Raw genomic sequence first — 26613 nt, forward strand, 5'->3', positions numbered from 1 at the left:
TGTGCGCGCCCGGAGGCCCGGTCGGCGCAGCCCTGGGCGGAGCGAAGGAGGGCCTGGGATGACCGGCAACGGCTACGCACACCCCGAGGCGCTGGTCGGCACCGAGTGGCTGTCCCACCACCTCGACGACGGGACGATCCGGATCGTCGAGGTTGACGAGGACACCACCGCGTACGACCGGGACCACATCCCCGGCGCGGTCGGCTGGAACTGGAACACCGACCTGCACAGCCGGGTCGGCCGGGACTACGCCGACCGCGAGGGCGTCCAGCACCTGCTGCGGGCGGCCGGGGTGGAGGACGACACCACCGTGGTGCTGTACGGCGGCAACAACAACTGGTTCGCCGCGTACGCCTACTGGCTGCTGCGGCTGCGCGGCTTCGGGCCGGTGCGGCTGCTGGACGGCGGGCGCAAGAAGTGGGAGCTGGAGGGCCGGGAGCTCGTCCAGGAGGTGATGGACTACCAGCACACCGGCTACCGGCTGACCGGGCCCGAGCGGCCGGAGCTGCGGGCGATGCGGGACGAGGTGCTGGCCAAGGCCGAGGTGTTCGCCAAACCCGGCGCGGACGCGGTGCTGGTGGACGTCCGCTCGCCGGCCGAGTTCCGGGGCGAGCTGATCGCGCCGCCGCACCTGCCGCAGGAGCAGGCGCAGGTGCCGGGGCACATCCCGGGGGCGGTCAACATCCCGTGGTCGCAGGCGGCCAACGACGACGGGTCGTTCCGCTCGGCGGAGGAGCTGCGGGCGCTGTACGGGGGCCGGGGGGTGGAGGCGGAGCGCGAGGTGATCGCCTACTGCCGGATCGGCGAGCGGTCCGCGCACACCTGGTTCACCCTCACCGAGCTGCTGGGGTACCCGCACGTGAAGAACTACGACGGCTCGTGGACGGAGTACGGATCGCTGGTGCGGGCGCCGGTGGTGCTCGGGGCCTGAGGGGCGGGTGGGGCCTGAGGGGTTGGGGGTGCGGGTGGGGATCGTGACGCCGTTGCGGCCGTGCCGCGACGGCGTCATTTCGGCGCGTTTCTTTTCATGAACATCTCACGATTGGGGAGTGGAGCGGGCACCGCCGGGACAAGGATCGATCCAACCCATCGTTCCGGTGATCCCTGGAGGACCACGTGCGCAAGAGGCTGATCGTCTCTGCTGCCAGTGCCCTGAGCCTTTTCCTGGCCGTTCCCGCCTCGGCATCCGACTTCCAACCCGGTGCGGCCGGGGTCGGCGACTCCTATTACCCGACCTACGGCAACGGCGGATACCGCGTCTCCCACTACGACATCCGGCTGAAGTATCAGCCCGCCACCGATGAACTCGAAGGCACCACCACCCTCCTGGCCACGGCGACCCAGGACCTCTCCCGGTTCAACCTCGACTTCGGGCTGGACGTCTCCGAGGTACGGGTCAACGGACGGCCCGCGACCTTCCGGACCAGCGGCGAGCAGGAGCTGGAGGTCACCCCCGCCCGGCCGCTCGCCAAGGGCAGCCAGGCCACCGTGGTGGTCCGCTACAAGGGCGTGCCGTCCACCGTGAAGAAGTACGGCTTCACCGCCTGGCTGCGCACGCCGGACGGCGCGGTGGCCGCCGGCGAGCCCGAGTCGGCGTGGTGGTGGTTCCCCAGCAACGACCACCCGAGCGACAAGGCCACCTTCGACATTTCGGTGCTGGTGCCGGACGGCAACCAGGTCATCAGCAACGGCATCCTGGCCGGCACCTCCTCGCAGGCCGGCTGGACCCGCTACAGCTGGCGCGAGAACAAGCCGCAGGCGACGTACCTGGCCACCCTCGCGGTCGGCAAGTTCGACGTCACCACCGACACCACGCCGAGCGGGCTGCCGGTCTACAACGCGTACAGCAAGGACCTCGGCGACAACGCGGACGCGGCCAAGGCGAGCGTCGAGCGCACCGGCGAACTGGTCGACTGGCTGAGCGGCTACTTCGGCGACTACCCGTTCAGCTCGGTCGGCGGCTACGTCCCCAACGTGCCGACCGGCTTCGCGCTGGAGACCCAGACCCGGGTCTTCTACAGCCCCCGGCAGTTCGCCAAGGGCTCCAACACCTCGGTGGTCGTGCACGAGCTGGCCCACCAGTGGTACGGCGACAGCGTCTCGCTCTCGCGCTGGAGCGACATCTGGCTCAACGAGGGCTTCGCCCGGTACGCGCAGTTCCTCTGGTCCGAGCACGAGAACGAGGGCACCGCGCAGGAGCTGGCCGACTACGTCTACGCCTCGCACCCGGCCGACGACAAGTTCTGGACCGTCAAGCCGGGCGACCCGGGCCCCGACAACCAGTTCGCGGGCGCCGTGTACGACCGCGGTGCGGTCGCCATCCAGGCGCTGCGCAACGCCGTCGGGGACGAGAAGTTCTTCGCGATCCTCAAGGGCTGGCCGACCGAGCGCCGCTACGGCAACGCCACCATCCCGGAGTTCCGGGCGTACGCCGAGAAGGTCTCCGGCAAGAAGCTCGGCGACCTCTTCGACACCTGGCTGTTCACCGCCGCGAAGCCGGCCACCGGGCCGGTGCCGGCGGGCACCGCTGCGGCGGCCTCGCTCGCGCCGGGAGCGGGAGCGGATGCGGGTGGTGCAGGTGCGGCTGCGGGCAAGGCTGCGCAGGTGCCGGCGGAGCCCAAGTCCTGGAAGAAGATCCAGGAGACCAACTCGCTGCACGACGCGGGGCACTGACGCCCGCACTTTGTGCCGAGGTGACGGGCGCGGCCCGGCCGGCCGCTCGCGCGGGAGCGGCCGGCCGGGCCGCGCCCGCGCCGTCCGCCGCCAGCAGTTCGGTTCGGCGGCGGACGGCGAGAGGTATGAGGTCGCGGACCGGGACCATCGTTCGGGGCCGACCTCGGCGGGTGGCACTGACGACCGGTCAGGACGGGGGTGCCCGCCGTCAGTCGATCGACTTCGCGGCGTCGGTGAACCTCGGGTAGTCGGTGAGGCCGGTCGCCTCCTGGCCGTAGAGGTGGGTCGGGTCGACGGGGGCGAGCGGGGCGTGGGCGGCAAATCGTTCCGGCAGGTCGGGGTTGGCGATGAAGGCGCGGCCGTAGGAGACCAGGTCGGCCACGCCGGAGGCCAGGACCGCCTCGCCGCGCTCGCGGTCGGTGGCGGCGCGGTTCTCGCCGACGTTGGCGATCAGCGGGCCGGACCAGCGGGGACGCAGGTCGGCCAGGGCCGGGTAGTCGTCGTTGTCGGTGAGGTGGAGGTAGGCGAGGCCGAGGCCGTCCAGTTCGGCGAGCAGGGCCCGGTAGACCGGCGCCGGGTCGGCCTCGTGCATGCCGAACTGCGGGTTGCCGGGGGACAGGCGCAGCCCCAGGCGCTCCGGGCCGATCGCGGCGGCGACGGCGGTGACCAGCTCGATCGGGAAGCGCAGCCGGTCGGCGAGGGTGCGGGGGCCGTACTCGTCGGTGCGCAGGTTGGTGTTGTCGGCCAGGAACTGGTGGATGAGGTAGGAGTTGGCGCCGTGCAGCTCCACGGCGTCGAAGCCGGCGGCGAGCGCGTTGCGGGCGGCGTCGACGTGGTCGGTGACGGCCTGCCGGATCTCCTCGCGGGTCATCGCGCGCGGGGTGACGGCCTCGGCCTTGCCGCCGCCCTTGACGTGCACCGGGCCGGGTGCGGGCACGGCGGAGGGGCCGGCCGGGAGGTCGCCGAGCAGCCGGTTGAGCGGGTGGCCCTGGCGGCCGCCGTGCATCAGCTGGGCGACGATCCGCCCGCCGGCCGCGTGCACGGCCTCGGTGACCGCACGCCAGCCGGCCACGTGCGCGGGCGTCTCCAGGCCCGGCAGGAACCAGCCGGACTGGCCGCGGCTGCTGGGCCAGATGCCCTCGGTGACGATCAGGCCGGCGCTCGCCCGCTGGGCGTAGTACTCGGCGACGACGGGCAGCGGCGTACCGTCCTCGGCGGCCCGGTAACGCGTCATCGGGGCCATGACGACGCGGTTGGGGAGGTCGAGCGAGCCGAGGCGGTACGGGCTGAGCAGGGATTCCGTGGTGGTGGTCATGCCGGTACGGTAGAACCTGACACCGGTGTCAGGTTCAAGCGTCAGCGGGGTGGGGCGACGCCCGCCTCGGTGCCCGGCTTGCCCGCCCCGGTGTCGGCCTCGGTGAGGACCAACTCCTCGATGCCGTACAGGAAACGCTCCATCGCCGGGCGCGGGAGCACGGCCGGGTTCGCCGTCATGGCCAGGCTGATCGCCTCGGGGGACTGCAGGGCGTCCAGGGCGTAGGTCAGGCCGGGGCGGGGCTCGAACTCGACCGGCCAGCTGAGGGTCGTCCGGTCGTTGCCCGGGTCGGGGGCGGCCGGGAGCAGGTCGCGGGTGTCGTTGAAGACGCAGGACCGGTCGGCGAGCGGGACGCCCTCGGCGGTCAGCCGCTCGATCTCGGTGGCCAGGGCGAGCCGGTCGAAGTAGGCGTGCCGGTAGGTGCCGATCGCGGCGGCGTGGGTGCGGCGCACGACCTCGCCGAACTCGCCGGTGGCGTCCGGGAGATGGAACAGGCCGTCGCCGGCGACCACGCTCACCGCGTCGGCCAGCTCGGGCAGGAATCGGTTGTTGACCACGACGTTCAGCACGGCCTCGGTCGTCCCGGCGAGCCTGGCGGTCATCGCGGCCGTCGCGGCGAGCAGCACGGAGCCGGTGCTGACCCGGTGGGCGGCCGCCACCCGTTCGACCGCGCGGGCCAGGGCGGGGGAGCGCAGCACCGCGTTGGGGAACGGGGCGGATGGGTCGGAGGCGGGCGGGAACAGACGGGGCGGGCCCTGGCGCAGTTTGCGCAGGACCTGCCGGCGGGCGGCCGCGTCGCGGCGTGCACCGCGCTCGGAGGTCTGGAACCCGGCTTCCTCCAGCGGCTGTTGGGATGGTCTGCGGAGCTCGGCCGACGCCTGCGGGGAGCTGTCGAGGCAGAGCGCGGTCAGGTCCGCGACCAGGCGGCTCATCCCGGAGCCGTCGACCGCCGTGTGGGAGAGCACCAGGCTGATGTGCCGGACCAGGTCGTCCGCCACCACCAGGCCGACCCGGATCGGCCACTGCGCGGCGGTGTCGAAGGGTTGCGCCGCCAGCTCCTCGTGCAGTCGGGCGCCGAGCTCCGCCGGGGCATCGCGCTCGCCGGCGGTCCGGACGTCGATGCCCAAGGTGCCTTCCGGGTCGACGACTTGGCGCAGCGGGCCGCCGTCGTCGTCGGGCGGGAGCAGTCGGGTGTGCAGCGAGTCGTGCCGGTGCAGCAGGCGCTCCAGTGCGGCGAGCAGGACGGGCAGCGGCAGCCCCGGGTCCAGCGGCGCCGCGGTGGTGATGTTGTAGCGCGGCGCGTCGGCCGGGGGCAGCCGTCGGACGGCGTCCCAGATGGCCTGCTGGCCCCAGGTGGCGGGCCCGGAACCGGCGCGTCCGGACGAGAAGGCGATCTCCAGCGGGTGGCGAGTGGTCACGGTGAGGCTCTCCGTTGTGCGGTGGGCGTGACGTCGTGCCGGTGCGTTGGGAGCGCGGGGTGCTGCTGGGGAGAGTGTGGCGCACCTGCTGCGGCGCGTCGAGGGGACCGGGCGCTCGGGGTCGGGTGGTGGGGGCTCGGGAAGATGGGGGTTCCGCAGGTGTCTTGATATGAAGTATCTTGATGTCGAGATTGATGTCGATCATGCAACGGGGGCCTGCCATGCAGGGGAACGGACTGATGGCGCAGCTGCGGAAGCCGCCGGGCGGGCGGGACGCGCGGATCATGCTGCTCGCACAGTGCGTGGACCGGACCGGGACCGGCGTGTGGGCGGCCGCCTCGGTCCTGTACTTCACCTACGTGTGCGGGATGGACGCCCGGCAGCTCGGTCTGCTGCTGGGCGTCGGCGCGGCGGCCGGGATCGCCGGGTCGCCGCTGGCCGGGCGGGCGGCCGAGCGGGTGCCGGTGCGATGGCTGCTGATCGGCTGCCACCTGCTGCGGCTCGGCACGATGGGCCTGCTGCTGGTCGTCGACGACTTCGCCGCGCTGCTGCCCGTGGTCGCCCTGACCTGCCTGGCCGAACGGGCCGCCAAGACCCTGGAGATGCTGTTCGCCACCCGCGTCGCGGGCGAGCGGCGCGGCACCTACCAGGCGCTGTTCCGCAGCGTGGCCAACGCCGGGTACGCCCTCGGCGCGGGCGTCTCGGCGATCGGACTGGCCGTCGGCACCACGACCGCCTACCGCGCGCTCATCCTCGCCAACGGGCTCTCCTACGTGCTGGCCGCTGTGCTGGTCTGGCGCACCCGGGAGCCCCGTGGGCACGGCCTGGCCGCGGCGGCCGCCGGGGAACAGCCGGCCGGCGACCCGACGCCCGTGCCGAGCCCCTGGCGGGACCGGGGCTACCTGCTGTTCGTCCTGCTCGACATGCCACTGAACCTGGACGACTCGATCCTCAACGTCGGACTGCCGCTCTGGCTCGTCCACCACACCGGCGCACCGCACGCCGTCGTCCCGGTCTTCCTCGTCCTCAACACCGTGCTCGTGGTCGTGCTCCAACTGCGCATCTCCGCCTGGGCGGAGGGCCCGCGCGGGGCGGCCGCGGCGGTGCGCTGGTACGGGGCGACGCTGCTGGGCAGCTGCCTGCTGATCGTGCTCGCCACCGACGGCGGGCCGTGGACGGCCTCGATCGCGCTGCTGGCCGCGGCGATGCTGATCACCCTGGCGGAACTGCTGCGCTCGGTGAGCTCCTGGGAGCTCGCGGTCTCCCTGGCGCCGCCGCGCGCCCAGGCCTCCTACCTGGGGGTGGCCGGGATGTCCCAGTCGGTGCAGAAGTCGGCGGGCCCGCTGCTGCTCACCGGTGCGGTGATGGCGGCCGGTCCGGCCGGCTGGCTGGCCCTCGGCGCGGCGACCGTCGGCCTCGGTGCGCTCCAGCGCCGGGCCAGCCTGCGCCGCCTGGCGGCTCTGGCCGGGCCGGCCGCCGCCGGGGCCGAGCCGGCGCGGCGGGCGGGTGTGGCGGTCGGCTGAGCCTCGGCGCGGGGCGTTGCGGGGCGTTGCGGTGTGTCGCGGTGCGGTGCGATCCGTCAGCGGGCGGCGGCGATGACCGGGCGGGCGCGCAGGACCCAGACGGTGGCCGGGGCGGTGCACAGGGCTGCCAGGGCGACTGCCCCCGCGGTGACCAGGCCGACCGGACGCCAGGGCAGGGCCCAGGGCGCGGGCACGCCGAGGGCGGCCAAGGCGGCGTGCATGGTGGCGAGTTGGGCGGCGGTGACGGCGCAGCCGAGTGCTGCGCCGACGGCCGCGACCAGGACCGACTCGGCGGTCACCAGGCGCACGACCTGGGCCCGGGTGGCGCCGGCCAGCCGGAGCAGGGCGAGTTCGCGGCGGCGGTCCGCCGTGGTGGTGAGCAGGGTGCCGGCGAGCGTGATGCCGGTGTAGACGACGGCCAGGCCGAGCACGAGGGCCGTACGGAGCCGGGCGATCCGGCCGGTCGCAGGCGCGGCGACGGCGAGCCAGTCCGCCCGGGTCAGCACCGTCGCTCCGTACGGCGTGGCGGTGGCGCGTGCCGCGGCGAGGGCGGCCGTACGGTCGGCTCCGGGGGCGAGGCGGAGTTCGATCCGGTCGACACGGGCGCCCGGGGCGTTGGCGGGGGTGACGTACAGCCCGTCGGCAGCGAGGCCGTCGCGCAGCACGGCGGCGACCCGCAGGGCCGTCCGGCTGCCGTCGGCCCGGATCACCGGCACCCGTTCGCCGACCGTACGGCCCCATTCGGCGGGCAGCACCAGGGCGTCGTCGTCCAGGGCGGCGGGGGTGCCGGCCAGCAGCGGGAGCCGGGCGAGGGCGGTCAGTCCGGCCGGGGCGGCGGCGCGGGCCTCGGCGCGCACCGGGACGCCGTCCGGCTCGACCAGGGCGAGCCGGGTGGGCGCGGTCGCGCAGACGGCATCCACGCCCGGGACCGTGCCCAGGGCCGCGACCAGCCGTGCCGTCGGCGCCGTCGGGGCCGAGCCGGGCACGACGACGAGGTCGGCGGAGGTACGGGCGGCGGCCTCGGCGCCACGGGCGGCGCTCACGGTGTCCAGCGCGCCCGCCAGCGAACCGGTCAGCGCCACCGCCACCAGCACCGGCGCCGCCACCGCCCCCGTCCGGCGCAGCGCGGAGCCGGCGTTCGCGCGCGCCAGCCGGCCCGCGTGGCCGAACAGCCGCGCGGGCAGCAGCCGGCCGAGCCCGCGCACCAGCGGCGGCGCGAGCAGCGGGGAGAGCAGGCCGCACGCGCAGATCAGCCACATCGGCCGGGTGGTGTACGTCTTGCGGTGCAGCAGGTCCGCCGGGTCGGTGGCCAGCGCGGTACCGGCGAGCACGGCGGCGCCCAGGAGCAGGCCGAGACCGAGCACGAGCCGGCCGGGAGTCAGCACCCCGGTGTCGGCGTCGGCCGCGCTCAGCGCGTCCAGCGGGCCGACCCGGCCCGCCCGGCGGGCGGCCACCGCGACCCCGCCCAGGGCGACCAGCAGACCGGTCCAGAACGCGGCGTGCAAGGGCCAGACGGAACCGCTCGGCGCGAAACCCGCCGGGGCCATGCCGACCCCGGCCAGCCACCGGATCAGCAGGGGCGCGCCGAACCGGCCCAGCCCGCAGCCGACGGCGGACGCCGCCGCGGCCAGCAGCAGCGCCTCGGCGAGCACCGTACGGCGCACCTGCGCCCGGGTCGCGCCGGCCAGTCGCAGCAGACCCAGCTCGCGGCGGCGCCGCACGACCGCGTAGGAGTAGGTGGAGGCGACCACGAACGCCGAGACGAACACGCTCACCCCGCCGGCCGTTCCCAGGGCGGCGACCAGCGAGACCGACTCCTCGCCGCCGGGCGGCGCCTCGACCGCCGCGGCCAGGCCCAGCAGCATCACGGCGGTCATCGCGACGCCGAGGACGAGGGCGAGGAAGGCGCCGAGCAGGGACGGCCAGCGGGTGGTCAGGGAGGCGAGGGCGATCCGCAGCATTCTCATGGCCTCCAGCGAACCGCCCCGGGGCGGGGGCGGTCGGCGGGGCAGGGTCTACTTCGGACGGTGCGTCAGGGCCTACGTCCGACAGTGGGTCAGGGGCCGCTCCGGACGGTAGGGGTGGCCCTACCGGCCCTGCCCGGGTGCGGTGCCGGCGGTGTGCGGCTGCCGAGAGGTCGTAACGCCGGAGAAAGTAGGCCAGACCCTACCGCCGGGCGGGGCTGCGCTGCCTAGGGTGGGCGTTGGTGTACGGGCGGGACTTCTGCGGCAAGGGGATCAAAGGTGAGCGGGGGCGCGGTGGCCGGGACGGTCGCGGAGGACGGGCAGGGGACGGGCAGCGCCTGGGCGTCGGTGGCCAGGGCGGGCTTCCTGCGCTCCTCGGCGCCCTGGCGGGCGGCCGGATACCTGCTGGTCACCGGGGTGAGCGGGCTGCTGCTCTGCGCCGGGCTGCTGTTGTCGGCGGTGGTCGCCGGGGCCCTGGCGGCGGTGCTGATCGGGGTGCCGCTGGCGGCGGCTCTGGGCCTGGCCGGGCTGCCGGTCGCCGCCTGGGAGCGCCGGCTGGTCCGCTACCTGGACGGCGGCCGCGTTGCGGACCCGCACCGCGTCCCCGAACGGCCGGGCCTGGCAGCCTGGTTACGGCTGCGCTACCGGGAACAGGCGACCTGGCGGGAGCTGGGCTTCGCGCTGCTCGCCGCGTTCGTGCTCTGGCCGATCGACCTGGCAGTGGTCGGCTGCGTGCTCGCCGTGCCCGGCTACCTCGTCGCCGCGCTGCCGCTGTTCGTGCTCGACGGCGAGCAGGTGAACGTGCTCAAGGTCGTCGAGGTGCACTCGGCGGTGCTCGCCGCGCTGCTCGGCCTGGCCGGGCTGCTGCTGCTTCCGCTGCTGGCCTATCCGGTGGCGGTGGTGGCCGCCGCGCGGGCGTCGCTGGTCCGGCTGGTGCTGGCGGCGCCCGGCGGGCGGGAGCAGCGGATCGGTGAACTGGTACGCTCCCGAGCCCGGTTGGTGGACGCCTTCGAGGCGGAGCGGCGGCGGATCGAGCGCGACCTGCACGACGGGGCCCAACAGCGCCTGGTGGCCCTGACGATGGCGCTCGGGCTGGCCCGGCTGGACGCCCCGGCGGACGGTCCGCTGGTCGCCCGGCTCGCCGACGCCCAGCGGGAGGCGGGTGAAGTCCTGGCCGAGTTACGGGAGTTGATCAACGGGATCCATCCGCAGGTGCTCACCGACCACGGCCTGCCGGAGGCCTGCGGGGACGCCGCCGACCGCTCGCCGATCCCCGTCACCACCCGCTTCGACCTGCCCGGCCGGCTGCCGGCGCCGGTCGAGTCGGCCGGCTACTTCGTCGTCACCGAGGCGCTCGCCAACATCGCCAAGCACAGCGGGGCGAGCACCGCGAGCGTCGAAGGACGGTACCTGGAAGGCTGGTTGACGGTCGAGGTGGCGGACGACGGCCGCGGCGGCGCCAACCCCGAATGCGGCACCGGACTGACCGGGCTGGCCGACCGGATCGCGGTCGTGGACGGCATCCTGACGGTCAGCAGTCCGGTCGGCGGACCGACCCTGGTGCGGGTGGAGATCCCCTGCACCCCGATCGACGGAGGAGCGGGGCGACGATGAGTGAACCGACGGCGGAGGGCCTGCGGTTGGTGGTCGCCGAGGACGGCGTCCTGCTGCGCGAGGGACTGGTCGGGCTGCTGGCCCGGTTCGGGCACCGGGTGGTGGCCGCGGTCGGCGACGCCGGGTCGCTGTGCGTGGCGGTCGAGCAGCACCGGCCGGACCTCGTCGTCACCGATGTCCGGATGCCGCCCGGCCAGACCGACGAGGGCCTGCGGGCGGCCCTGCTGCTGCGCGAACGGACCCCCGGGCTGCCCGTCCTGGTGCTCAGCCAGTACGTGCAACGCTCGTACGCGGCCCGGCTGTTGGACGCCGGGGACGGCAGCGGCGTCGGCTACCTGCTGAAGGACCGGATCGGGCAGATCGAGGAGTTCGTGGCGGCAGTCCACACGGTGGCCGCCGGGGGAACGGTGGTGGACCCGGAGGTGGTGCGGCAGCTGCTGCGCCGCCGCCGGGACCCGCTGGAGCGGCTGACCCCGCGTGAGCGTGAGGTGCTGGCGCTGATGGCGGCGGGGCGGTCGAACGCGGCGATCTGCCGGGAGTTGGTGGTGTCGGAGGCGGCGGTGGGCAAGCACATCGGCAACATCCTGATGAAGCTCGACCTGCCGCCGGCCGAGGAGACGCACCGCCGGGTGCTGGCGGTGCTGCAGTTCCTCCGGGCCTGAGGCCGGTGCCGAGCTCTGCCCCCGCCGGGACCCGCCCGCTCACCCTGCTCACGGTGGCGGGCGGGGGCCCGGGACGCAGCGGCTCAGGAGCGCACGGCCGTGACGACGTGGTAGTCGAGGAGTCCGTCCCGCCAAGCGGGGAGGAAGTTGCGGGTCCAGTGGCCGGGCGGGACGACGTCGACGAGGTAGCGGTCGAGGCCGGGCCAGACGTCGGAGCCGACCGATTCGGTGTGGACGTCGGTGAAGCCGGCCTTGCCGAGGTCGGTGGTGAACCCGCCGAGGGTGTGCGGGACGTCGAGCCCGTCCGCGAAGCTGGCGAGCAGGATGCTCAGGCGCTCGGCGACCTCAGGGCCCCCGGCGGCGAAGAAGGTGGTGACGGCGAGCCGGCCGCCGGAGCGCAGGACGCGGGCGGCCTCGTGCGCGAAGCCGGTGAGTTCGCGGAAGTGCTGGGCGGCCTCGACCGAGTAGACGCCGTCCAGGGAGGCGTCGGAGAAGGGGAGTTCGTCGGCGGCGCCGATGGCGTAGGCGAGGCGGTCGGGGTAGGTGGCCAGGGCCTTGGCGTTGACGGCGCGGGCGCGTTCGACCTGGTCGGGGTGGATGTCGACGCCGGTGACGGCGGCGAAGCGGAACTCGCGCAGGGCGAGGGCGGCGCCGAGCCCGCGTCCGCTGCCGACCTCGGCGAGGCGCAGCTGTTCGCGCGGCTCGGGGAAGGTGCGCAGCACGCGGCGGTACAGCTGCTCCTGGCTGTGCACGCGGTCGTCGGGGGTGGGGGCGGTGAGGTCGATGCCGTGCCAGTCGCCGAAGTTGATGAATCCGCCGGCGAAGCTGGCGGCCTTCGATAGGTCACCGGCGCCGTAGGTCTGGCGTACGGTCGGGGGAATGCGGTTGTGGTCCATGGGCCGCTGGGTCTCCTGATCGCTGGGCGTCTCCTGCTCGGTGGGCGCCCGGGCGCCGGACGCGCCGAGGTACGTACCCAAACCGGTGGTGGTCCGAACACGGTACGTGATGGACGGATGTGCTTGGTGGGAAAAGGGGCGTGGTGGTGCTCCGAGGGGGCTCGGAACACCACCACGCGACCGGGGGCGGCTACCGGGAGAGGTCGGCCGGGGCGTCGATCCTGGTCAGTTTCCGGGGGTTGCGCACGATGTAGACCCGGGTGACCCGGCCGTCCTCCACGGCGACGCTGACCACCGAGGGCTCGCCGCCGAGGTCGATCCGGCCGGCCGGCGCGCCGTTGAGCCACACCGTCTCGGTGTCGAACCCGAGCGGCGCCCGGTGGGCGCGCGCGAGCAGGGCCGCCACCGCCTCGGCGCCGTGCAGCGGGGCGAGCAGGGCCGGCGCGATCCCGCCGCCGTCGGCGATCAGGACCACGTCCGGCGCCAGGACCTCCATCAGGTCCTGCAGCCGACCGGTGCGCAGCGTCTCCAGGAAGCGCTCCACCACCCGCTCCTGTTCGGTGCGGCTCACCCGCACCCGCGGCCGCCTGGCCGCCACGTGGCCGCGGGCCCGCCGGGCGACCTGCCGCACGGCGGCCGAGCTCTTGCCGACGGCCTCGGCGATCTCCTCGTACGGCAGTTCGAAGACCTCGCGCAGCACGAACACCGCCCGCTCGGTCGGCCCCAGCGTCTCCAGCACGGTGAGCATCGCGAACGAGACGCTCTCCGCGAGTTCGACGTCCTCGGCGACGTCGGGGCTGGTGAGCAGCGGCTCCGGCAGCCACTCGCCGACGTACTGCTCGCGCCGTCGGGACAGCGTCCGCAGCCGGTTGAGGGACTGGCGGGTGACGATCCGGACGAGGTACGCCCGCGCGTCCTGTACCTGCGATTCGTCCACGCCGGCCCACCGCAGCCAGGACTCCTGCAGCACGTCCTCCGCGTCGGCGGCCGAGCCGAGCAGTTCGTAGGCGACGGTGAACAGCAGGCTGCGGTGGGTGACGAAGGGGTCGGCGGCCGGGGTCACGGTCATGCCGACGGCCCTCCGGCGGCGGGGCGCCCGGCGAGCGGGACCTCGCAGGAGTCGGAGAAGCCCTGCGAGGAGACCCCGTTGGCGATGTTGTTCCTGGCCGCCATGTTGGCGAAGGCGACGTAGGCGGTGAGTTCGACCATCGCGGCGGGGCCGAGCGCGTCGAGCAGAACCCCGTACTGCTCGTCGGTGACGGTCGGGGGCGTGACGGACATCGCCTCGGCGTACTCCATCACGTCCCGCTCCAGCGGCGTGAACGCCTCCGAGGCCCGCCAGTTCGGCACCTGGCTGGCCTTGGCCAGGTCCAGGCCCTGGTTCCGCGCCTGGAAGTAGTTGATGTCCAGGCACCAGCTGCACCCGACCAGCGAGGCCACCGCCATGTGGGCGAAGGACTTGAGGCTTTCGTCGAGTGCGTCCCAGGTGGCGAGCCTGCCCGCGAACTCCGTGTTCGCGGCGGCGACCCCGGGGTTGTGCCAGATCACCTCGGTGGGTTCGAAGACGGCGCCGAACGCCTCGATCATCTTCTCGCCGAGCTCGGTGGGCAGCTGGGCCTTCGGCAGGCGGAGTGCCATGGAATCCTCCTCGTGTGGTGGTGTGTTCGGGTCGTTCGGGCATGAAGACACCGGAGGACGGGCGGATGTGACAGGCGGATGGGGCCGCCGGATCGGACCGGGGGAGAAAAATCCCCGACGGGCGGGCGGCCGGTTCGCTACAGTCCGCGGGATTCCCGAGATCGTGACCACACCCTGAGGAGAACGTCCCCGTGAACGTCCCCGACGAACGCCCCGCCCCGCCGCTGACCGGCGGTGAGCGCGAGATGCTGCGCGGCTTCCTGGACTTCCACCGGGCGACCCTCGCCATGAAGTGCGAGGGCCTGACCGACGAACAGCTGCGGCAGCGCTCCAGCCCGCCCTCCACACTGACCCTGCTCGGCCTGGTCCGGCACATGGCCGAGGTGGAACGCACCTGGTTCCGCCGGGTGATCGACGGCCAGGACCTCCCGCTGGTCTGGTCCGCGGACGGCGACTACCAGGCCGCCTACGACCCCACCGGATCCACCCGGGCCGAGGCCTTCGCCGCCTGGCAGACCGAGGTCGAACACGCCCGCCGCATCGAACGCGCCGCCGACTCCCTCGACGTCACCGGCTACCAGGCCCGATGGGACGCCGAGGTGTCGCTGCGCCTGGTGATGCTGCACCTGATCCACGAGTACGCCCGCCACAACGGGCACGCCGACTTCCTGCGCGAGGCCATCGACGGCGTCGTGGGGGCGTAGCGGGGCGTAGGGCGCGCCGTCGGCGCCCGGCCCGCGCTACCAGCCGAGGAGGTGGGTGCGGTGGGTGAGGGCGGCGAGGACGGACTTGGTGGTGGTCTCGGTGGTGAGGTCGGTGGTGTCGAGGGTGTGGGTGGTGCCGTCGGGGGCCGGGCCGGGGTGGAGGACGACGTAGTGGAGGGTGGTGCCGGTGGCGCGGCTCTCGCGGCGGAAGGTGTCGAGGGCGGCGGGGGCGGTCCGGCACTCGACCACGACCTGGTAGCCGCGGGTGGCGTACGCGAAGGCGGCCTGGGCGGCGGCGGCCAGGGCGGCGGCGTGCCGGCGTCCGGCCTCCGGCAGGTGGGGCGGCGGCTGGTCGCCGCGGATGGCCCGCAGGAAGTCGGCCGTCCGCAGGTGGACGCCCGGGTTCAGCTCCCGTGCGAGCTGCGCCGCGACCGGGCCGTCCCCCGCCCCGGACGGGTCGACAAGGACGAGGACGCCACCGGCGCCCCGGCCGCCCCCGAGCTCCGGCCCACCTTCGGTCGTACGGTTCACAGCTGCTGATCCCTTCGCGGGCCGGGGACGGGCGGGTAGCCGGGGCGAGGCGGTCGGAGTGCGGAGGAGCTGGTCGGCACGGATCCGGACAGCCGACCGCCTCGTCCCTACGACTGATGCGTTTCGGGGATCAACCTAGTCCAACCGGGTGCCGGAGTCGTCCCCCGCCTGGTGAACGGCCGGGGCGGCGGGTGGGGCGGCAGGGGGATTCGGCGTGGGATCGGCCCGGGGCGGTGGCCGGTCAGTGGTCCTGGGTGCGCAGGACGATCGGGTTGGTGAGGGCCGCCATCGGGCCCCAGGGGAGGTCCGGGCCCATCGCGTTGCCCTTGCCCGGCGTGCCGTCCGCCTTGGGGTGGCGCACCTCGGCCCGGACGTACGCGGCGAGCGAGGCCGTCGTGCGCCACACCACCGTGCCGGAGCCGTCGGCGGGCAGCGGCTCCTGGTGCATCTGCCCCTCGTCGGTGATCAGCCGGACGGTGCCGCCGGGCACGCCCGCCACGGTGAGCCGGACGTCCAGCGGCGCGTCTCCCGGGACGGTCAGCTCCTCGCCGATGCCGGCCTGGCGGCCGTGCCCGGTGACGGTGAACTCCAGTCGGACGGCGGAGGATTCGGCGAGCCAGCTGCGCCCGTCGCGCAGCCCGTCCAGGATCGCGTCCCGGGTGAGGTCCTCGGCCAGCACCACGTTGTGCGGGGAGCCGATGACCTGCGGCTCGCTGTGCGCGTCGCTGTTGCCCATGGCCGGGAGCCAGGAACGGCCCTCGCGCAGGGCGACGGCGAGCCGGCCGTCCCAGGTGTCCACCGCGGACTCGTCGTCGTACGTCCAGGGGCCGTTCCACACCTCGACCGCGTCGGCCTGGTCGTAGCCGAACTTCCACTGGCAGGCGACGTACGGGCAGTACGGGTGCGCGGGCACCACCAGGCCGCCGGAGCGGTGGACCTGGCGGGCGAAGCGCGGGAACTCCTCGTCGCGCGAGCGGTAGCGCCAGTCGACGAACCGGCCGGCCTCCAGGCCGAGGGCCAGCCAGTGGCCGTTGCGGGTGGTGATCTCCTCGCCCGGGAGGATCAGCAGGTCCGGGCCGGCCAGCGGGCCCCAGACGGCGTGCGAGGAGCTGGTGTTGTGGTCGGTGGAGACGATGAAGTCCAGTCCGGCGGCGCGGGCCCCGGCCGCGACCTCCTCGGGCAGGCGCCGTCCGTCGGAGTGCACGGTGTGCAGGTGGCAGTCGCCCCGGTACCAGGCCCGGCCGCGGCCGCGGGCCCGTTCCGCCGGGTAGTGCGGGGTGAAGTGCGGCCCGGGCGCGCCGAACCGGAGGGTGACCTGGACGCGGTAGTCCAGGCCCTGCGGGGCGACCTGGTACGGGCCGAGCACGACGTGCCAGGTGCCGGGGTTGATCGGGCCGGGGAGGTAGCCGGGGGTCGCGGCGTCGCGGGCGAGGCTGAACTCGGTGCGGAAGCCGCCCGACCAGCCGCGGAAGCCGGGGCCGCCGAGGTCGGTGCCGCGCTCGTCGAAGATGCCGATGTCGCAGGAGTTGCCGGGGGTGCCGGCCGGGACCGGGGGCTTGTCGTAGCCGTAGGAGACGGCGATCTCGCGGACACCCTCCGGGACTTCGACCGGGAGGTGGACGAAGTCGGGTGCGCCGGTGGGGAGATGGCCGGTGAGGGTGAGGACGCGGTCGCCGGGGTTCGGGTTCTGGCTCGGTGCGGCGGCGGCTTCGGCAGGGGTGGCGGTGGTGGCGGCCAGGCCCAGGGCGGTGGCGGCGCCGGTGGCGAGGCCGGTGCGGAGCAGGTCGCGGCGGGCGGGGTTCGGGGGCTGTGTGGGCTCGGTGGGATCGGTGGGGTCGGTCGGCATCGTGGTCTCCGGGGCGCGGCGGGCGGGTCGCTCGCGGGCTTACCCCGGTGGGTGAACCGGGGGTGAGTCGGGGCTCACGGGGCCGGGCGGGTCGGTGAAGAGGGGGCCGGCCGGGGGTGGGGGCGAGTTGCGGGGAGTGACGAATGGTCGGTTCATAGTCGTGTAAGCGGTTTATATGACGATTTATGGGCCGGGAGGCGGACGTGGCGGTGAGTCGGCGGACGCTGCTCATGGTGGTGGCCGGGGGCGCGCTGGCGGGGTGCGGAGCCAGGACGGCGGTGTCGGGGGCGCCCGTACCGTCGGTCTCCGCCCCGGTGACGGCGTCCGGCACGGAATCAGGCATACCTGCGGAGGCCGCTGCTGCGCCGACGGCTGCGGCCACCCCGGCGCCCGCGGACCCGACCGCCCCGGCCCCGACCGCCCCGGCCCCGGCCACCGCCGCCCCCAAGAAGGAGCCGACCCGGGCCGAGGTGGTCGAGCGGTACGGCGAGGCGAGCCCGGCCGACTGGGGACTGGACGTCCCCGGGGTGATCACCGAGCTGCCCGACGGCGAGAGCGCGACGGCGCTCACCTTCGACGCCTGCGGCGGCCCCGGCGGCAACGGCTACGACGCCGACCTGATCGACTTCCTGCGCGCGCACGCCGTCCCCGCCACGCTCTTCCTGAACGCCCGCTGGATCGACGCCAACCCGGACGAGTTCGAGCAGCTCGCCGCCGACCCGCTGTTCGAGATCGGCAACCACGGCACCCTCCACCGTCCGCTCTCCGTCACCGGCCGCTCCGCCTACGGCATCGCCGGGACCAGCGACGTCGGCGAGGTGTACGACGAGGTGGCGGGCAACGCGCGCAAACTCGCCGCACTGCTCGGGCAACCGCCCCGCTTCTTCCGCTCCGGCACCGCGCACTACGACGACGTCGCCACCCGGATCGTCGCCGACCTGGGCGAACGCGTCGCCGGCTTCACCGTGAACGGGGACGGCGGGGCGACACTCAGCGCCTCCCAGGTGCGGCAGGAGGTCGCGTCGGCCGGGCCGGGCGCGATCGTGATCGGCCACCTGAACCACCCGGGCGGCGGCACCGCCCCCGGGGTGGCGGCGGCGGTACCGGGGATGCTCGCGGCCGGGCGGCGCTTCGTCCGGCTCTCGGACGTGATGTAGGCCCGGGCGGGGGCGGTCCTCGGGGAGCGACTACGCGAGGCGCAGCCCCCCGGGGTGCTCCTCCTCGATGATCCGGACCAGCCAGTCGAAGACCGTCGCCCCCTTCCCCGCCCGGGCGGCGGCCAGCTCGGCGGCGACGTACTCGCGGTTGGCGGGGTGGCAGCGGGCCAGCCGCAGCTGCAGTTGGCGCGCGGTCTCCGGGTATCCGAGGTTGCGGCGGGAGACCTCGTGGTCGCGCCACTCGATGACCCAGTCCTCGTCGTCGGGCGTGCCGTAGCCTCCGCGCAGGCAGTCGGCGAAGGCGTCGAGGTTGCGGCCGAAGTAGCCGTCGTCGCCGATCTCCTGCCCGACGACGTCCCAGAAGTCCTCCAGGGTGCCGATCTTCCTGCCGTCGATCACATAGGTCACCGTCACGGGGTCGAGGATATGCCCGGGCCGGGAACGGGGCTTCACGGCGGGGCTCCGCCGGACAGGCCCTACGGCTCGACGGCGATGGCGGTGGCCAGCAGGCCGTCCCGGACGGCCCAGCGTCCGTCGAAGCCGTCGACGCGGCGCCCGCCGACCACCGGGCCGGGGACCAACAGGCGGGCGGTGAAGGTGCCGTCGGGGGAGAGGTCCAGCTCGGCCTCGCTGAACTCCAGGAACAGCTCGGTCAGTGGGAACCACGCCTTGTACACCGACTCCTTGGCGCTGAACAGGATGCGGTCCCACGGGGTGCCCGGGTGCGCGCCGGCCAGCTCGGCGAGGCGCTTCTGCTCGACCGGCAGGGCGACGACGTCCAGCACGCCCTCCGGCAGCGGTGCCGCAGGCTCGGCGTCGATGCCGACGGAGGCCAGGGTGCCGGCCCGGGCCACGGCGGCCGCGCGGAAGCCGTCGCAGTGGGTGAGGCTGCCGACCACGGTGTCCGGCCAGCTCGGCGCGCCGCGCAGACCCGGGACGAGCGGGCGGTAGGGCACGCCGAGCCGGGCCAGGGCGGCCCGGGCGCAGTGGCGGACGGTGGTGAACTCGCGGCGCCGCTTGTCGACCGCCCGGGCCAGGACGGCCTCCTCCTCGGGCTCCAGCCGGGCCTCCGGCGGGTCGTCGTACGCCACCACGGTCACCACGGCCTCCGGCAGCAGGTCCCCGATCACCCGTTCCCCCCTCGTTCTCCCGCGCGGGACGGTCGCCGCGCGGGACGAGGGTAACCCGGGCGGGGGGATCCCGGGGGGCCGTTCCCGGAGGTCCGTCGCCTGCGTGAGGCCCTAGGCGAGGGCTGGTGCTACTCGAAGGCGGCTGCCGCCTCGCGCAGCGCCCGGGCGACCGTCTCCGGGTCGTACGGTGCCGGTGCGCCGGGCAGGTAGGTGACGGAGTGCAGCGCGCCGGTGTAGCGGAAGGCACGGTGGCGCTCGTGCACCGGCCAGGAGACCGGGGACTTGCGGTCGATGCCGACGCTGATGCCCTGGAACGGCGCCATGCCGATCAGCTGGTGGACCGGGCCGAGCCGGCCGACCCCGCCCCGGGGCTCGGCGCCGTCCACGAGCAGCCGGAACTCCCACTTGAGGTCGGCTACGGCGGTGGCCTCCAGGGTGACCCGTCGGGTGCCCGCCGCCAGTGGGCCGCCGTCGGCCTCCAGCAGCTCGCCGTACTGGTTGTAGGCGAGACGCAGCCGGCCGTCCTCGACGTAGAGGCTGTAGCCGCCGCCCTGGTCGCCGTGTGAGACGAGGACGCCCTGGTCGCCGTCGCGGTAGCCGTCCAGCGCGACCTCGACGGTGAAGGAGCGGAAGGAGATCAGCCGGGAGGAGCGGTAGCGCTCCAGCTCGGGGGTGCCGGGCAGCAGGGTGAGCGGGCGGCGCAGCCGGTCCGTCCCGGGGCCGCGCAGGGCGAGGGCGCCGCTGCCGTCGGCCAGCGGGAAGACGCCGTTGCGCCAGGCGGCCGCCTCCCAGGCGGCGGACAGCTCCTTGACCAAGGCGGGGTGGTCGGCGGCGACGTCGTGGATCTCGGTGGGGTCGGTGCGCAGGTCGTACAGCGCCCACTCGCCGTCGTCGTACGGGGTGCCGGGGCGGTGCAGGGTGACCAGCTTCCAGCCGTCGCGGTAGTAGCTGCGGTTGCCCGTCATCTCGCAGTACTGCTCGTGGTGGGTGCTCGGGGTGGCGTCGTCGCGCAGGACGGCGGCGAAGCTGGTGCCGTCGAGTTCCTGGACGGGTCGGTCCCGGCGCTCCGACGGCCGTGCCACACCCGCGAGTTCGAGCAGGGTGGGGAGGACGTCGGTGACGTACTGGTACTGGGCGCGGACGCCGTCGTCGCCCTCGGCGCGCGGCAGGCCGGCCGGCCAGGAGAGCACGAAGGGGACGCGGACGCCGCCCGCGTAGGTCTGGCCCTTGTACAGCCGGAACGGGGTGTTGGAGGCCATGCCCCAGCCGCGCGGGTAGTGGACCAGGCTCTGCGGGCCGCCGATGAGGTCGATCTCGCGTTGGACGTCCGGGTTCCAGTCGTCCGGGAGGCCGGGGTGGTGGACGAAGCGGCTGAAGTAGCTGCGGGTGCCCTCGGCGCCGCCCTCGCCGGTACCGCCGTTGTCGCTGGTGAACACGATGATGGTGTTGTCGAGTTCGCCGAGGGCGGCCAGGGTGTCGGTGATCCGGCCGAGGTTCTGGTCGACGTTGTCGACCATCGCCGCGTACACCTCCATGTAGCGGGCGTACAACTTCTGCTGGACGTCGGTGAGTTCGTCCCAGGGGCCGACCTCGTACCCGGCCTCGGAGTTGCGCTCGGGCAGTTCGGTGCCGGGCGGGAAGTGGCCGGCGGCGAGCTGGCGGGCGAAGCGGGTGCGGCGCAGCTCGTCCCAGCCGCCGTCGTAGCGGCCCCGGTGGCGGGCCAGGTCGGCGGGCTTGGCCTGCAGCGGGCCGTGCACGGCGTTGTGGGCGAGGTAGAGGAAGAAGGGCTTGTCGTCGTCGTGGGCGCGCAGCGACTTGACCATCTTGATGGCCTGGTCGGTGATGTCGTCCGTGTAGTAGTAGTCGTCGGGGAACTCGTCGATGTCCAAGGGGCTGTTGTCGCGGACGAGTTGGTGCGGGTGGAAGAGGCTGGTCAGGCCCTCCAGGACGCCGTAGTACTGGTCGAAGCCCTTCTGCAGCGGCCAGTTGGCGCGGTCGTCGGCGGCGTTGGAGGCGGAGTCGCGGGTGAGGTGCCACTTGCCGACGGCGTAGGTGGCGTACCCGGCGTCGTGCAGCAGCTCGGCGAGGGTGGGGATGTCCCCGGCGACCTCCATGCCGTAGCCGGGGAAGCCCGGGTCGGCGTTGGCGACGAAGGAGTAGCCGACGCGGTGCGGGTTGAGGCCGGTCAGCAGGGCCGCCCGGGCGGGCGAACAGAGCGGCATGGTGTGGTAGTTGGCGAGCTTGACGCCGCCGGCGGCGAGGCGGTCCAGGGTCGGGGTGGGGATCTCGGCGCCGAACGGGCCGATGTCGCTGTAGCCCATGTCGTCGATCAGGACGACCACGATGTTGGGGGCGCCCTCGCGCGGGCGGACCGGCTGCGGCCAGGCGGGGGTGGACTCGCGGAAGGTGCGGCCGACGGTGCCGGGGAAACCGGCGTACGGGTCGCGCCGGTGCGGGTTCGCTCCGGGGGTGGTGGTCATGTGCTGCTCCGGGTGGTGGCTCGTGCGGTCTCCAGGCGCGGGACGGCAGCCAGGAGTTCGGCGGTGTAAGGGTGTTCGGGCGCGGTGACGACGCGGTCGGCCGGGCCGGTCTCGACGATCCGGCCCTGGTGCATCACCGCGATCCGGTGGCTGACCTGCCGGACCACGGCCAGGTCGTGGGCGATGAACAGGATCGCCAGGCCGAGCTCGCGCTGCAGCCGGGCGAGCAGGTCGATCACCTGGGCCTGGACCGAGACGTCCAGGGCGGAGACCGGCTCGTCGCAGATCAGCACGCTCGGCTCGGGCGCCAACGCCCGCGCGATGCCGATGCGTTGGCGCTGACCGCCGGAGAAGGCGCGCGGGTGGCGGTCGGCCGTGGCCGGGTCCAGGCCGACCTGCTCCAGCAGTTCGGCGACCCGGGCGGCGCGCTGTTCCCGGCCGCCGAGACCGTGGGCGATCAGCGGCTCGGCGATGATCTGCCCGGCGGTCATCCGGGGGTTGAGCGAGGAGTACGGGTCCTGGAAGACCAGTTGGACCTCGCGGTGCGGCCCGCCGCGACGGCTGCCGCGGCCCCGGGCAGGCCCCAGCTCCTCGCCGCGGAAGCGGATGGAACCGGCCGAGGGCGTGTGTGCCCGGACGAGCGCCCGGGCGAGGGTGGACTTGCCGGAGCCGGACTCACCGACCAGGCCGAGGGTTTCGCCGGGGTGCAGGTCGAGGTCGACGCCCTGCAGCGCGGTGACGGAGCGCCGCCGGGAGCCGTAGGTCTTGGCCAGGCCGCGGACGGTGAGCAGGGGGCGGGGGTCCGGGGTGCTGTTGGCGGCGGCCCGGGAGGGCTCGTCCAGCCGGGGAACGGCGGCCAACAGCTCGCGGGTGTACGGGTGTTGCGGGTCGGCGAGGACTTCGGCGGTGACGCCCTGCTCGACCACCCGGCCGTGGCGCATCACCAGCAGGCGGCGGCAGGTCTGGGCGATCACCCCGAGGTCGTGGCTGATCACCACCAGCGCGGTGCCCTGTTCCCGGTTGATCCGGGTGAGCAGCCGCAGGATCTGCTGCTGGACGGTCGGGTCGAGGGCGGTGGTCGGCTCGTCGGCGACCAGCACCTCGGCGTCGTGGGCCAGCGCGAGGGCGATCATGATGCGTTGGCGCTGGCCGCCGGAGAACTGGTGCGGGTGGTCGCGCAGCCGGCCGGCAGCGTCCGGGATGCCGACCAGGTCGAGCAATTCGGCGGCACGGGCGAGGCGTTCGGCCTTCTTCGGGTGGCTTCCGTGGGCGCGCAGCGCCTCGTCGAGCTGTCGGCCGATGGTGAGGACCGGGTTGAGCGAGGACATCGGGTCCTGGAAGACCATCGCGATCCGCCGGCCGCGCAGGGCGCGCAGCGCCTCCTCGGGGAGGGCGGCGAGGTCCTGCCCGGCGAGTTCGACTGAGCCGGCGGTGATCCGGCCGCCGGGCGGCAGCATCCGCAGCAGGGCGAGCGCGGTGGTGGACTTGCCGGACCCGGACTCGCCGACGATGCCCAGGGTGTCACCGGCTCCGAGCGCGAATCCGACGCCGTCGACGGCGGTGGTGCCGGCGGTGGTGCCGGCGGTGGCGGCGTCGGAGGTCGTATCTCCGAACCGGACGGTGAGGTCCGTGACGTCGAGCGCGGTGGTCATCGGCGGATCCCCCGGTTCAGGGCCTCGGCGATCAGCGTGAAGCCGAGCACCAGCGCGGTGGTGGCGGCCAGCGGGGCGGCCGCGAAGGTCGGGTCGGTGGCGAGGTAGGCGACGGACTGGCTGAGGATGCTGCCCAGGGTGGGCTCCGGCGGGCGGACCCCGAGGCCCAGGAAGCTCAACGCGCCCTCGATGAACACGCCGAGCGAGAGCGCCACGGCGGTCTGCACGATCAGCGGGTCGACGGCGTTGGGCACGACGTGCCGCAGCAGCACCCGGGCCCGGGAGGCGCCGCCGACGCGGGCCGCCAGGGCGTACTCGCGCTCCCGCTGGACCAGGATCCCGGCCCGCAACTGCCGCCCGAAGCCCGGGATTTCGGCCAGCGCGATGACGACCACCACCGGCCAGCGGCCCGGGCCGAGGACGGCCGTCACGGCGAGGCCGAGGATCAGCCCGGGGAAGGCGAGCAGCAGGTCGAAGGCCCGCTGGACGGCGAGGTCGGCCCAGCGGGAGGTGGCCGCGAGCAGTGCGGCCGAGCAGCCGAGCAGGGCGCCGATCGGGACGGCGGTGACGATCAGGGCCAGGTCGGTGCCGATGCCGTGCAGGACCCGGCTGTAGAGGTCGCGGCCGAGGTCGTCGGTGCCGAAGGGGTGTCCGGCGCCGGGACCGGCCAGGGCGAGGGCGCTCTGGGCGTTCGGATCGGTGGAGGTGAGCAGCGGGGCGAGCAGCCCGGCGAGGGCGACGAGGCCGACCAGGGCGAGGCCGGTCAGGCCGCGCCAGGTGCGCAGCCCGGAGAGGTAACGGTTGTGCCGTGCGGGGGACTTGAGGGGAAGGGTGGCGGTGGTCATCGGGTCACTCCCAGCGGATCCGGGGGTCGAGCCAGGCGTAGGCGAGGTCGGTGAGCAGCTGGACGGCGACGTAGACCGCCACCACGAGCAGCAGCAGGTCCTGCACCACCGGGTAGTCCCGGCGGGCGACGCCCTGCTCGATCAGCTGGCCGAGGCCCGGCCAGGCGAAGATCCGCTCCACCAGGACGGCCCCGGCGATGAGTTGGCCGATCTGCAGGCCGAGGACGGTGACGGCGGAGGGCAGCGCGTTGGGCAGTGCGTGCCGCCAGACGATCCGCCGCCGGGAGACGCCGAGCGCGGTCGCGGTGCGGACGTAGTCCTCGGCGAGGGCGCGTTCGATGCCGTCCTTGAGGTAGCGGGCGAGCACGGCGGCGCTGGGCAGGGCCAGGCAGAGCGCGGGCATCGCCAGGTACTGGACGGCGAGGTCCGGGGCGTCCAGCAGGGACTGCTGTCCGCCGGCCGGGAGCAGGTGGAGTGAGACGGCGAAGACCAGGACCAGGACGACGCCGGTGACGAAGGGCGGGATCGCGAGGACGGCGGTGGTGAATGCCTGGATCGCGGCGGCGGCCGGTCGGCGTTGGGCGGTCGCTCCGGCCACTGCCAGCGGCAGGGCGATCAGTACCACCAGGAGCAGGGCTCCCAGGGCGAGTTGGGTGGTGGCGCCGAGGCCGTTGCCGATCAGGTCGGCGACCTGGCCGCCGATCGCGTAGCTCGGGCCGAGGTCGCCGCCGAGCAGGTGGCCGAGCCAGCTGAGGTACTGACCGAACAGCGGCCGATCCAGGCCGAGTTGGGTGCGGATGGCCTCGACGGTGGCGGGGGAGGCGTCCGGGCCGGCCAGAGAGGTGGCCGGATCGCCGGGGATGAGGCGGAGGATGAGGAAGACCAGGAAGGAGGCGAGGGCCAGGACCAGCAGTCCGCTGGGGAGGCGTTTGAGGAGGAAGGTGCGCATGGGTCGGGTTCCGGGCCGTCCTGCTCAGGCCGTCAGGTGGGCGTCGTCGAGGTTGAGGTAGCCGAACTTGTTGAGCGTGGCGCCCTGGGCCCTGCGGCCGGCGACCTCGACCAGTCCGGCGATGGCGAGGTCGATCACGAACTCCTCGTCCAGCAGCACGTCGGTGATCTGCTGGTAGAGGGCCTTGGCCTCGGGGCTGTCGCTGTCGCTGCGGTTCCAGGCCCGCTGCACCACGTCGGTGTAGGCGGGGGAGGCGAAGTGCGAGCTGTTCTTGGCCTCGTTGAAGGGGTAGGCGCTCACCGCGAGGGTGGCCGGGTGGAGTTGCGCGAAGCCGTGGCTGAGCGTCCACAGGGCGGGCATGGACTGGGAGATGAGCTGCTTCTGCATGGTCGGCGAGTCGGTGGGCTGGAGCACCGTCTCGATGCCGACCTGCTGGAGGTCGTACTGCAGGATCTGGGCGATCGCGGTCGAGCCCGGCTCGCTGGAGTGGGCGAAGGGCAGGGTGAGCTTCTCCAGTCCGGCCTCCTTGAGCAGGGCGCGGGCCTTGTCCGGGTCGTGGCGGTAGTGGGTGGCGCCGGCCTCGGTGTAGGCGGGGGAGGACTTGGGCCAGGGTATTGAGGAGACGCTGCCGTAGCCGCCGAGGGCCTGCTGGACGAAGCGGTCGCGGTCGACCGCCCAGGCGATGGCCTGGCGGACGCGCTTGTCGCCGACGTGCTCGGCGGTGACGTTGACGCCGATGTAGTGGGCGCCGGCGCCGGTGTCGTACTGCGTGATCCGGAACTGCGGGTCGGTGCGCAGGGCGGCCACGTCCTTGCCGCGGACGTTGTACGACAGGTGGGTCTGGCCGGTCTTGAGGGAGGAGAGCAGGGACTCGGCCTGCGGGACGATCCGGATCTCCACGCCGTCGAGGTAGGGGCGGCCGGGGTTCCAGTACGTCTCGTTGCGGGCGAAGGTGAGCGAGGAGCCGGGCTTGCGGTCGGTGAGGGTGAACGGGCCGGTGCCGATCAGCCTGGTGCCGGCGACGGCGTCCTCGACGGTTCCGGAGTCCGGGATGATCATGAACTCGAAGAGGTCGAAGAGGTTGCTCACCGGGTGGGCGAGCACCAGGGTCAGCTCGAAGTCGCCGTTCTTGCGGAAGTCGGTGACGGTGGCGGCGGTCGAGCGCAACTGGGCCGAACGGGCCGGGTTCTGGAGGTTCTTGACCGCGAAGACCACGTCGTCGGCGGTGAACCGGCGGCCGCTGTGGAACAGCACGTCCTCGCGGAGCTTGAGCGTGACGCTCTGCCCGTCCGGCGCGACCTGCCAGGAGGTGGCGAGTTCGGGCTGCGGCCGGAGCTGGTCGTCGTACCTGGTCAGGGTGTTGAAGACGAGTCGCTGGACCAGGGTGTTGGCGCTCTGGGCGAACAGCAGGCTCGGGGTGAAGTCGACGCCGGTGGCCACGGAGAGCACCCCGCCCTTCCGGGGGGCGTCCGAACTGCCCGCCGTTTTCGCGGAGTTCGAGGCCTCGTCGACGGCGGACCGGCAGGCCGCGAGCGTCAGCAGGCCGGCGCCGGCGAGGCCCGCGCGCAGCAGGGCGCGGCGGCTCGGTGCGGAGGGACGGGTGAGCGCGGTCATGG

General features: G+C 74.0%; 22 protein-coding genes. 7 read left to right on the top strand and 15 right to left on the bottom strand.

Annotation, left to right across the window (positions count from 1 at the left end):
* The first annotated feature begins 58 nt into the window (after positions 1 to 58).
* Positions 59 to 931 (top strand): sulfurtransferase, encoded by an 873-nt coding sequence (locus CRP52_RS28475; protein WP_097239005.1) that lies wholly within the window; start codon positions 59 to 61, stop codon positions 929 to 931.
* Positions 932 to 1116: 185 nt separating this feature from the next.
* A complete protein-coding gene (locus tag CRP52_RS28480) occupies positions 1117 to 2673 on the top strand; it encodes a M1 family metallopeptidase (RefSeq protein WP_097239006.1) in 1557 nt (518 codons plus the stop codon).
* Between the two features lie 208 nt (positions 2674 to 2881).
* Here CRP52_RS28480 and CRP52_RS28485 read toward each other — a convergent pair whose 3' ends face one another.
* A complete protein-coding gene (locus tag CRP52_RS28485; RefSeq protein WP_097239007.1) occupies positions 2882 to 3988 on the bottom strand; it encodes an alkene reductase in 1107 nt (368 codons plus the stop codon).
* A 41-nt stretch (positions 3989 to 4029) separates the two neighbouring features.
* Complete coding sequence (locus CRP52_RS28490) at positions 4030 to 5406, bottom strand: condensation domain-containing protein (RefSeq protein WP_179852949.1); 1377 nt, start codon at positions 5404 to 5406, stop codon at positions 4030 to 4032.
* Between the two features lie 239 nt (positions 5407 to 5645).
* Here CRP52_RS28490 and CRP52_RS28495 point away from each other — a divergent pair, with 239 nt between their 5' ends.
* Positions 5646 to 6929 carry an MFS transporter gene (locus tag CRP52_RS28495; protein ID WP_257032892.1) on the top strand — a complete coding sequence of 428 codons (1284 nt, stop codon included), beginning with the start codon at positions 5646 to 5648 and terminating at the stop codon, positions 6927 to 6929.
* Positions 6930 to 6985: 56 nt separating this feature from the next.
* On the opposite strand, the gene CRP52_RS28500 is transcribed toward CRP52_RS28495, so the two are convergent.
* Positions 6986 to 8896, bottom strand: a complete 1911-nt coding sequence (locus CRP52_RS28500) for an FtsX-like permease family protein (protein WP_097239009.1) — start codon at positions 8894 to 8896, stop codon at positions 6986 to 6988.
* A 276-nt stretch (positions 8897 to 9172) separates the two neighbouring features.
* Between CRP52_RS28500 and CRP52_RS28505 the strand changes: the two genes are divergently transcribed.
* Together CRP52_RS28505 and CRP52_RS28510 are read left to right on the top strand one after the other, a co-directional pair.
* Positions 9173 to 10507: a sensor histidine kinase gene (locus tag CRP52_RS28505; RefSeq protein WP_257032893.1), complete on the top strand. Its 1335-nt coding sequence runs from the start codon at positions 9173 to 9175 to the stop codon at positions 10505 to 10507.
* Positions 10508 to 10536: 29 nt separating this feature from the next.
* A complete protein-coding gene (locus CRP52_RS28510; RefSeq protein ID WP_097240401.1) occupies positions 10537 to 11169 on the top strand; it encodes a response regulator in 633 nt (210 codons plus the stop codon).
* 83 nt (positions 11170 to 11252) lie between these two features.
* Here CRP52_RS28510 and CRP52_RS28515 read toward each other — a convergent pair whose 3' ends face one another.
* The 3 genes from CRP52_RS28515 to CRP52_RS28525 all read right to left on the bottom strand — a co-directional run bounded on the left by CRP52_RS28515 (position 11253) and on the right by CRP52_RS28525 (position 13703).
* Positions 11253 to 12146 carry a class I SAM-dependent methyltransferase gene (locus CRP52_RS28515; RefSeq protein WP_257032894.1) on the bottom strand — a complete coding sequence of 298 codons (894 nt, stop codon included), beginning with the start codon at positions 12144 to 12146 and terminating at the stop codon, positions 11253 to 11255.
* Between the two features lie 109 nt (positions 12147 to 12255).
* Complete coding sequence (locus tag CRP52_RS28520; RefSeq protein ID WP_097239011.1) at positions 12256 to 13134, bottom strand: RNA polymerase sigma-70 factor; 879 nt, start codon at positions 13132 to 13134, stop codon at positions 12256 to 12258.
* A complete protein-coding gene (locus CRP52_RS28525; protein ID WP_097239012.1) occupies positions 13131 to 13703 on the bottom strand; it encodes a carboxymuconolactone decarboxylase family protein in 573 nt (190 codons plus the stop codon). The genes CRP52_RS28520 and CRP52_RS28525 overlap by 4 nt, the downstream gene beginning before the upstream one ends.
* Positions 13704 to 13948: 245 nt before the next feature.
* Here CRP52_RS28525 and CRP52_RS28530 point away from each other — a divergent pair, with 245 nt between their 5' ends.
* Positions 13949 to 14407: a DinB family protein gene (locus CRP52_RS28530; protein WP_097240402.1), complete on the top strand. Its 459-nt coding sequence runs from the start codon at positions 13949 to 13951 to the stop codon at positions 14405 to 14407.
* A gap of 36 nt (positions 14408 to 14443) precedes the next feature.
* Here the strand turns inward: CRP52_RS28530 and CRP52_RS28535 are convergent, their stop codons facing one another.
* Positions 14444 to 14938, bottom strand: coding sequence for a hypothetical protein (locus tag CRP52_RS28535; protein WP_097239013.1), 495 nt, complete (start codon positions 14936 to 14938; stop codon positions 14444 to 14446).
* Positions 14939 to 15179: 241 nt separating this feature from the next.
* Complete coding sequence (locus tag CRP52_RS28540; RefSeq protein WP_097239014.1) at positions 15180 to 16784, bottom strand: CehA/McbA family metallohydrolase; 1605 nt, start codon at positions 16782 to 16784, stop codon at positions 15180 to 15182.
* 203 nt (positions 16785 to 16987) lie between these two features.
* On the opposite strand from CRP52_RS28540, the gene CRP52_RS28545 reads away from it, so the two are divergent.
* On the top strand, positions 16988 to 17941 hold the full coding sequence (locus CRP52_RS28545) for a polysaccharide deacetylase family protein (protein ID WP_257032895.1): 954 nt from the start codon (positions 16988 to 16990) through the stop codon (positions 17939 to 17941).
* A gap of 30 nt (positions 17942 to 17971) precedes the next feature.
* Here the strand turns inward: CRP52_RS28545 and CRP52_RS28550 are convergent, their stop codons facing one another.
* The 7 genes from CRP52_RS28550 to CRP52_RS28580 all read right to left on the bottom strand — a co-directional run bounded on the left by CRP52_RS28550 (position 17972) and on the right by CRP52_RS28580 (position 26611).
* The gene (locus CRP52_RS28550; protein ID WP_097239016.1) at positions 17972 to 18355 is read right to left on the bottom strand and encodes a barstar family protein; all 384 of its coding nucleotides are present in this window, start codon (positions 18353 to 18355) and stop codon (positions 17972 to 17974) included.
* Between the two features lie 62 nt (positions 18356 to 18417).
* Positions 18418 to 19071 (bottom strand): 4'-phosphopantetheinyl transferase family protein, encoded by a 654-nt coding sequence (locus CRP52_RS28555; RefSeq protein WP_097239017.1) that lies wholly within the window; start codon positions 19069 to 19071, stop codon positions 18418 to 18420.
* Between the two features lie 128 nt (positions 19072 to 19199).
* Positions 19200 to 21551 (bottom strand): arylsulfatase, encoded by a 2352-nt coding sequence (locus CRP52_RS28560; protein WP_097239018.1) that lies wholly within the window; start codon positions 21549 to 21551, stop codon positions 19200 to 19202.
* Positions 21548 to 23203, bottom strand: coding sequence for an ABC transporter ATP-binding protein (locus CRP52_RS28565; protein WP_097239019.1), 1656 nt, complete (start codon positions 23201 to 23203; stop codon positions 21548 to 21550). Before CRP52_RS28565 ends, CRP52_RS28560 begins: the two co-directional genes overlap by 4 nt.
* On the bottom strand, positions 23200 to 24048 hold the full coding sequence (locus CRP52_RS28570) for an ABC transporter permease (protein ID WP_097239020.1): 849 nt from the start codon (positions 24046 to 24048) through the stop codon (positions 23200 to 23202). Before CRP52_RS28570 ends, CRP52_RS28565 begins: the two co-directional genes overlap by 4 nt.
* A gap of 4 nt (positions 24049 to 24052) precedes the next feature.
* Positions 24053 to 24997, bottom strand: a complete 945-nt coding sequence (locus tag CRP52_RS28575; RefSeq protein WP_097239021.1) for an ABC transporter permease — start codon at positions 24995 to 24997, stop codon at positions 24053 to 24055.
* A gap of 24 nt (positions 24998 to 25021) precedes the next feature.
* A complete protein-coding gene (locus CRP52_RS28580; protein WP_097239022.1) occupies positions 25022 to 26611 on the bottom strand; it encodes an ABC transporter substrate-binding protein in 1590 nt (529 codons plus the stop codon).
* Positions 26612 to 26613: the final 2 nt, after the last annotated feature.

This window comes from Streptomyces sp. 1331.2, assembly GCF_900199205.1.
In the GTDB taxonomy this organism is placed as follows: domain Bacteria; phylum Actinomycetota; class Actinomycetes; order Streptomycetales; family Streptomycetaceae; genus Kitasatospora.

Coding starts and splice junctions, on each gene's coding strand:
- CRP52_RS28475 (WP_097239005.1), top strand. CDS start 59: ATGACCGGCAACGGCTACGCACACCCCGAGGCGCTGGTCGGCACCGAG.
- CRP52_RS28485 (WP_097239007.1), bottom strand. CDS start 3,988: ATGACCACCACCACGGAATCCCTGCTCAGCCCGTACCGCCTCGGCTCG.
- CRP52_RS28495 (WP_257032892.1), top strand. CDS start 5,646: ATGGCGCAGCTGCGGAAGCCGCCGGGCGGGCGGGACGCGCGGATCATG.
- CRP52_RS28500 (WP_097239009.1), bottom strand. CDS start 8,896: ATGAGAATGCTGCGGATCGCCCTCGCCTCCCTGACCACCCGCTGGCCG.
- CRP52_RS28520 (WP_097239011.1), bottom strand. CDS start 13,134: ATGACCGTGACCCCGGCCGCCGACCCCTTCGTCACCCACCGCAGCCTG.
- CRP52_RS28525 (WP_097239012.1), bottom strand. CDS start 13,703: ATGGCACTCCGCCTGCCGAAGGCCCAGCTGCCCACCGAGCTCGGCGAG.
- CRP52_RS28530 (WP_097240402.1), top strand. CDS start 13,949: ATGCTGCGCGGCTTCCTGGACTTCCACCGGGCGACCCTCGCCATGAAG.
- CRP52_RS28540 (WP_097239014.1), bottom strand. CDS start 16,784: ATGCCGACCGACCCCACCGATCCCACCGAGCCCACACAGCCCCCGAAC.
- CRP52_RS28560 (WP_097239018.1), bottom strand. CDS start 21,551: ATGACCACCACCCCCGGAGCGAACCCGCACCGGCGCGACCCGTACGCC.
- CRP52_RS28565 (WP_097239019.1), bottom strand. CDS start 23,203: ATGACCACCGCGCTCGACGTCACGGACCTCACCGTCCGGTTCGGAGAT.
- CRP52_RS28570 (WP_097239020.1), bottom strand. CDS start 24,048: ATGACCACCGCCACCCTTCCCCTCAAGTCCCCCGCACGGCACAACCGT.
- CRP52_RS28575 (WP_097239021.1), bottom strand. CDS start 24,997: ATGCGCACCTTCCTCCTCAAACGCCTCCCCAGCGGACTGCTGGTCCTG.
- CRP52_RS28580 (WP_097239022.1), bottom strand. CDS start 26,611: ATGACCGCGCTCACCCGTCCCTCCGCACCGAGCCGCCGCGCCCTGCTG.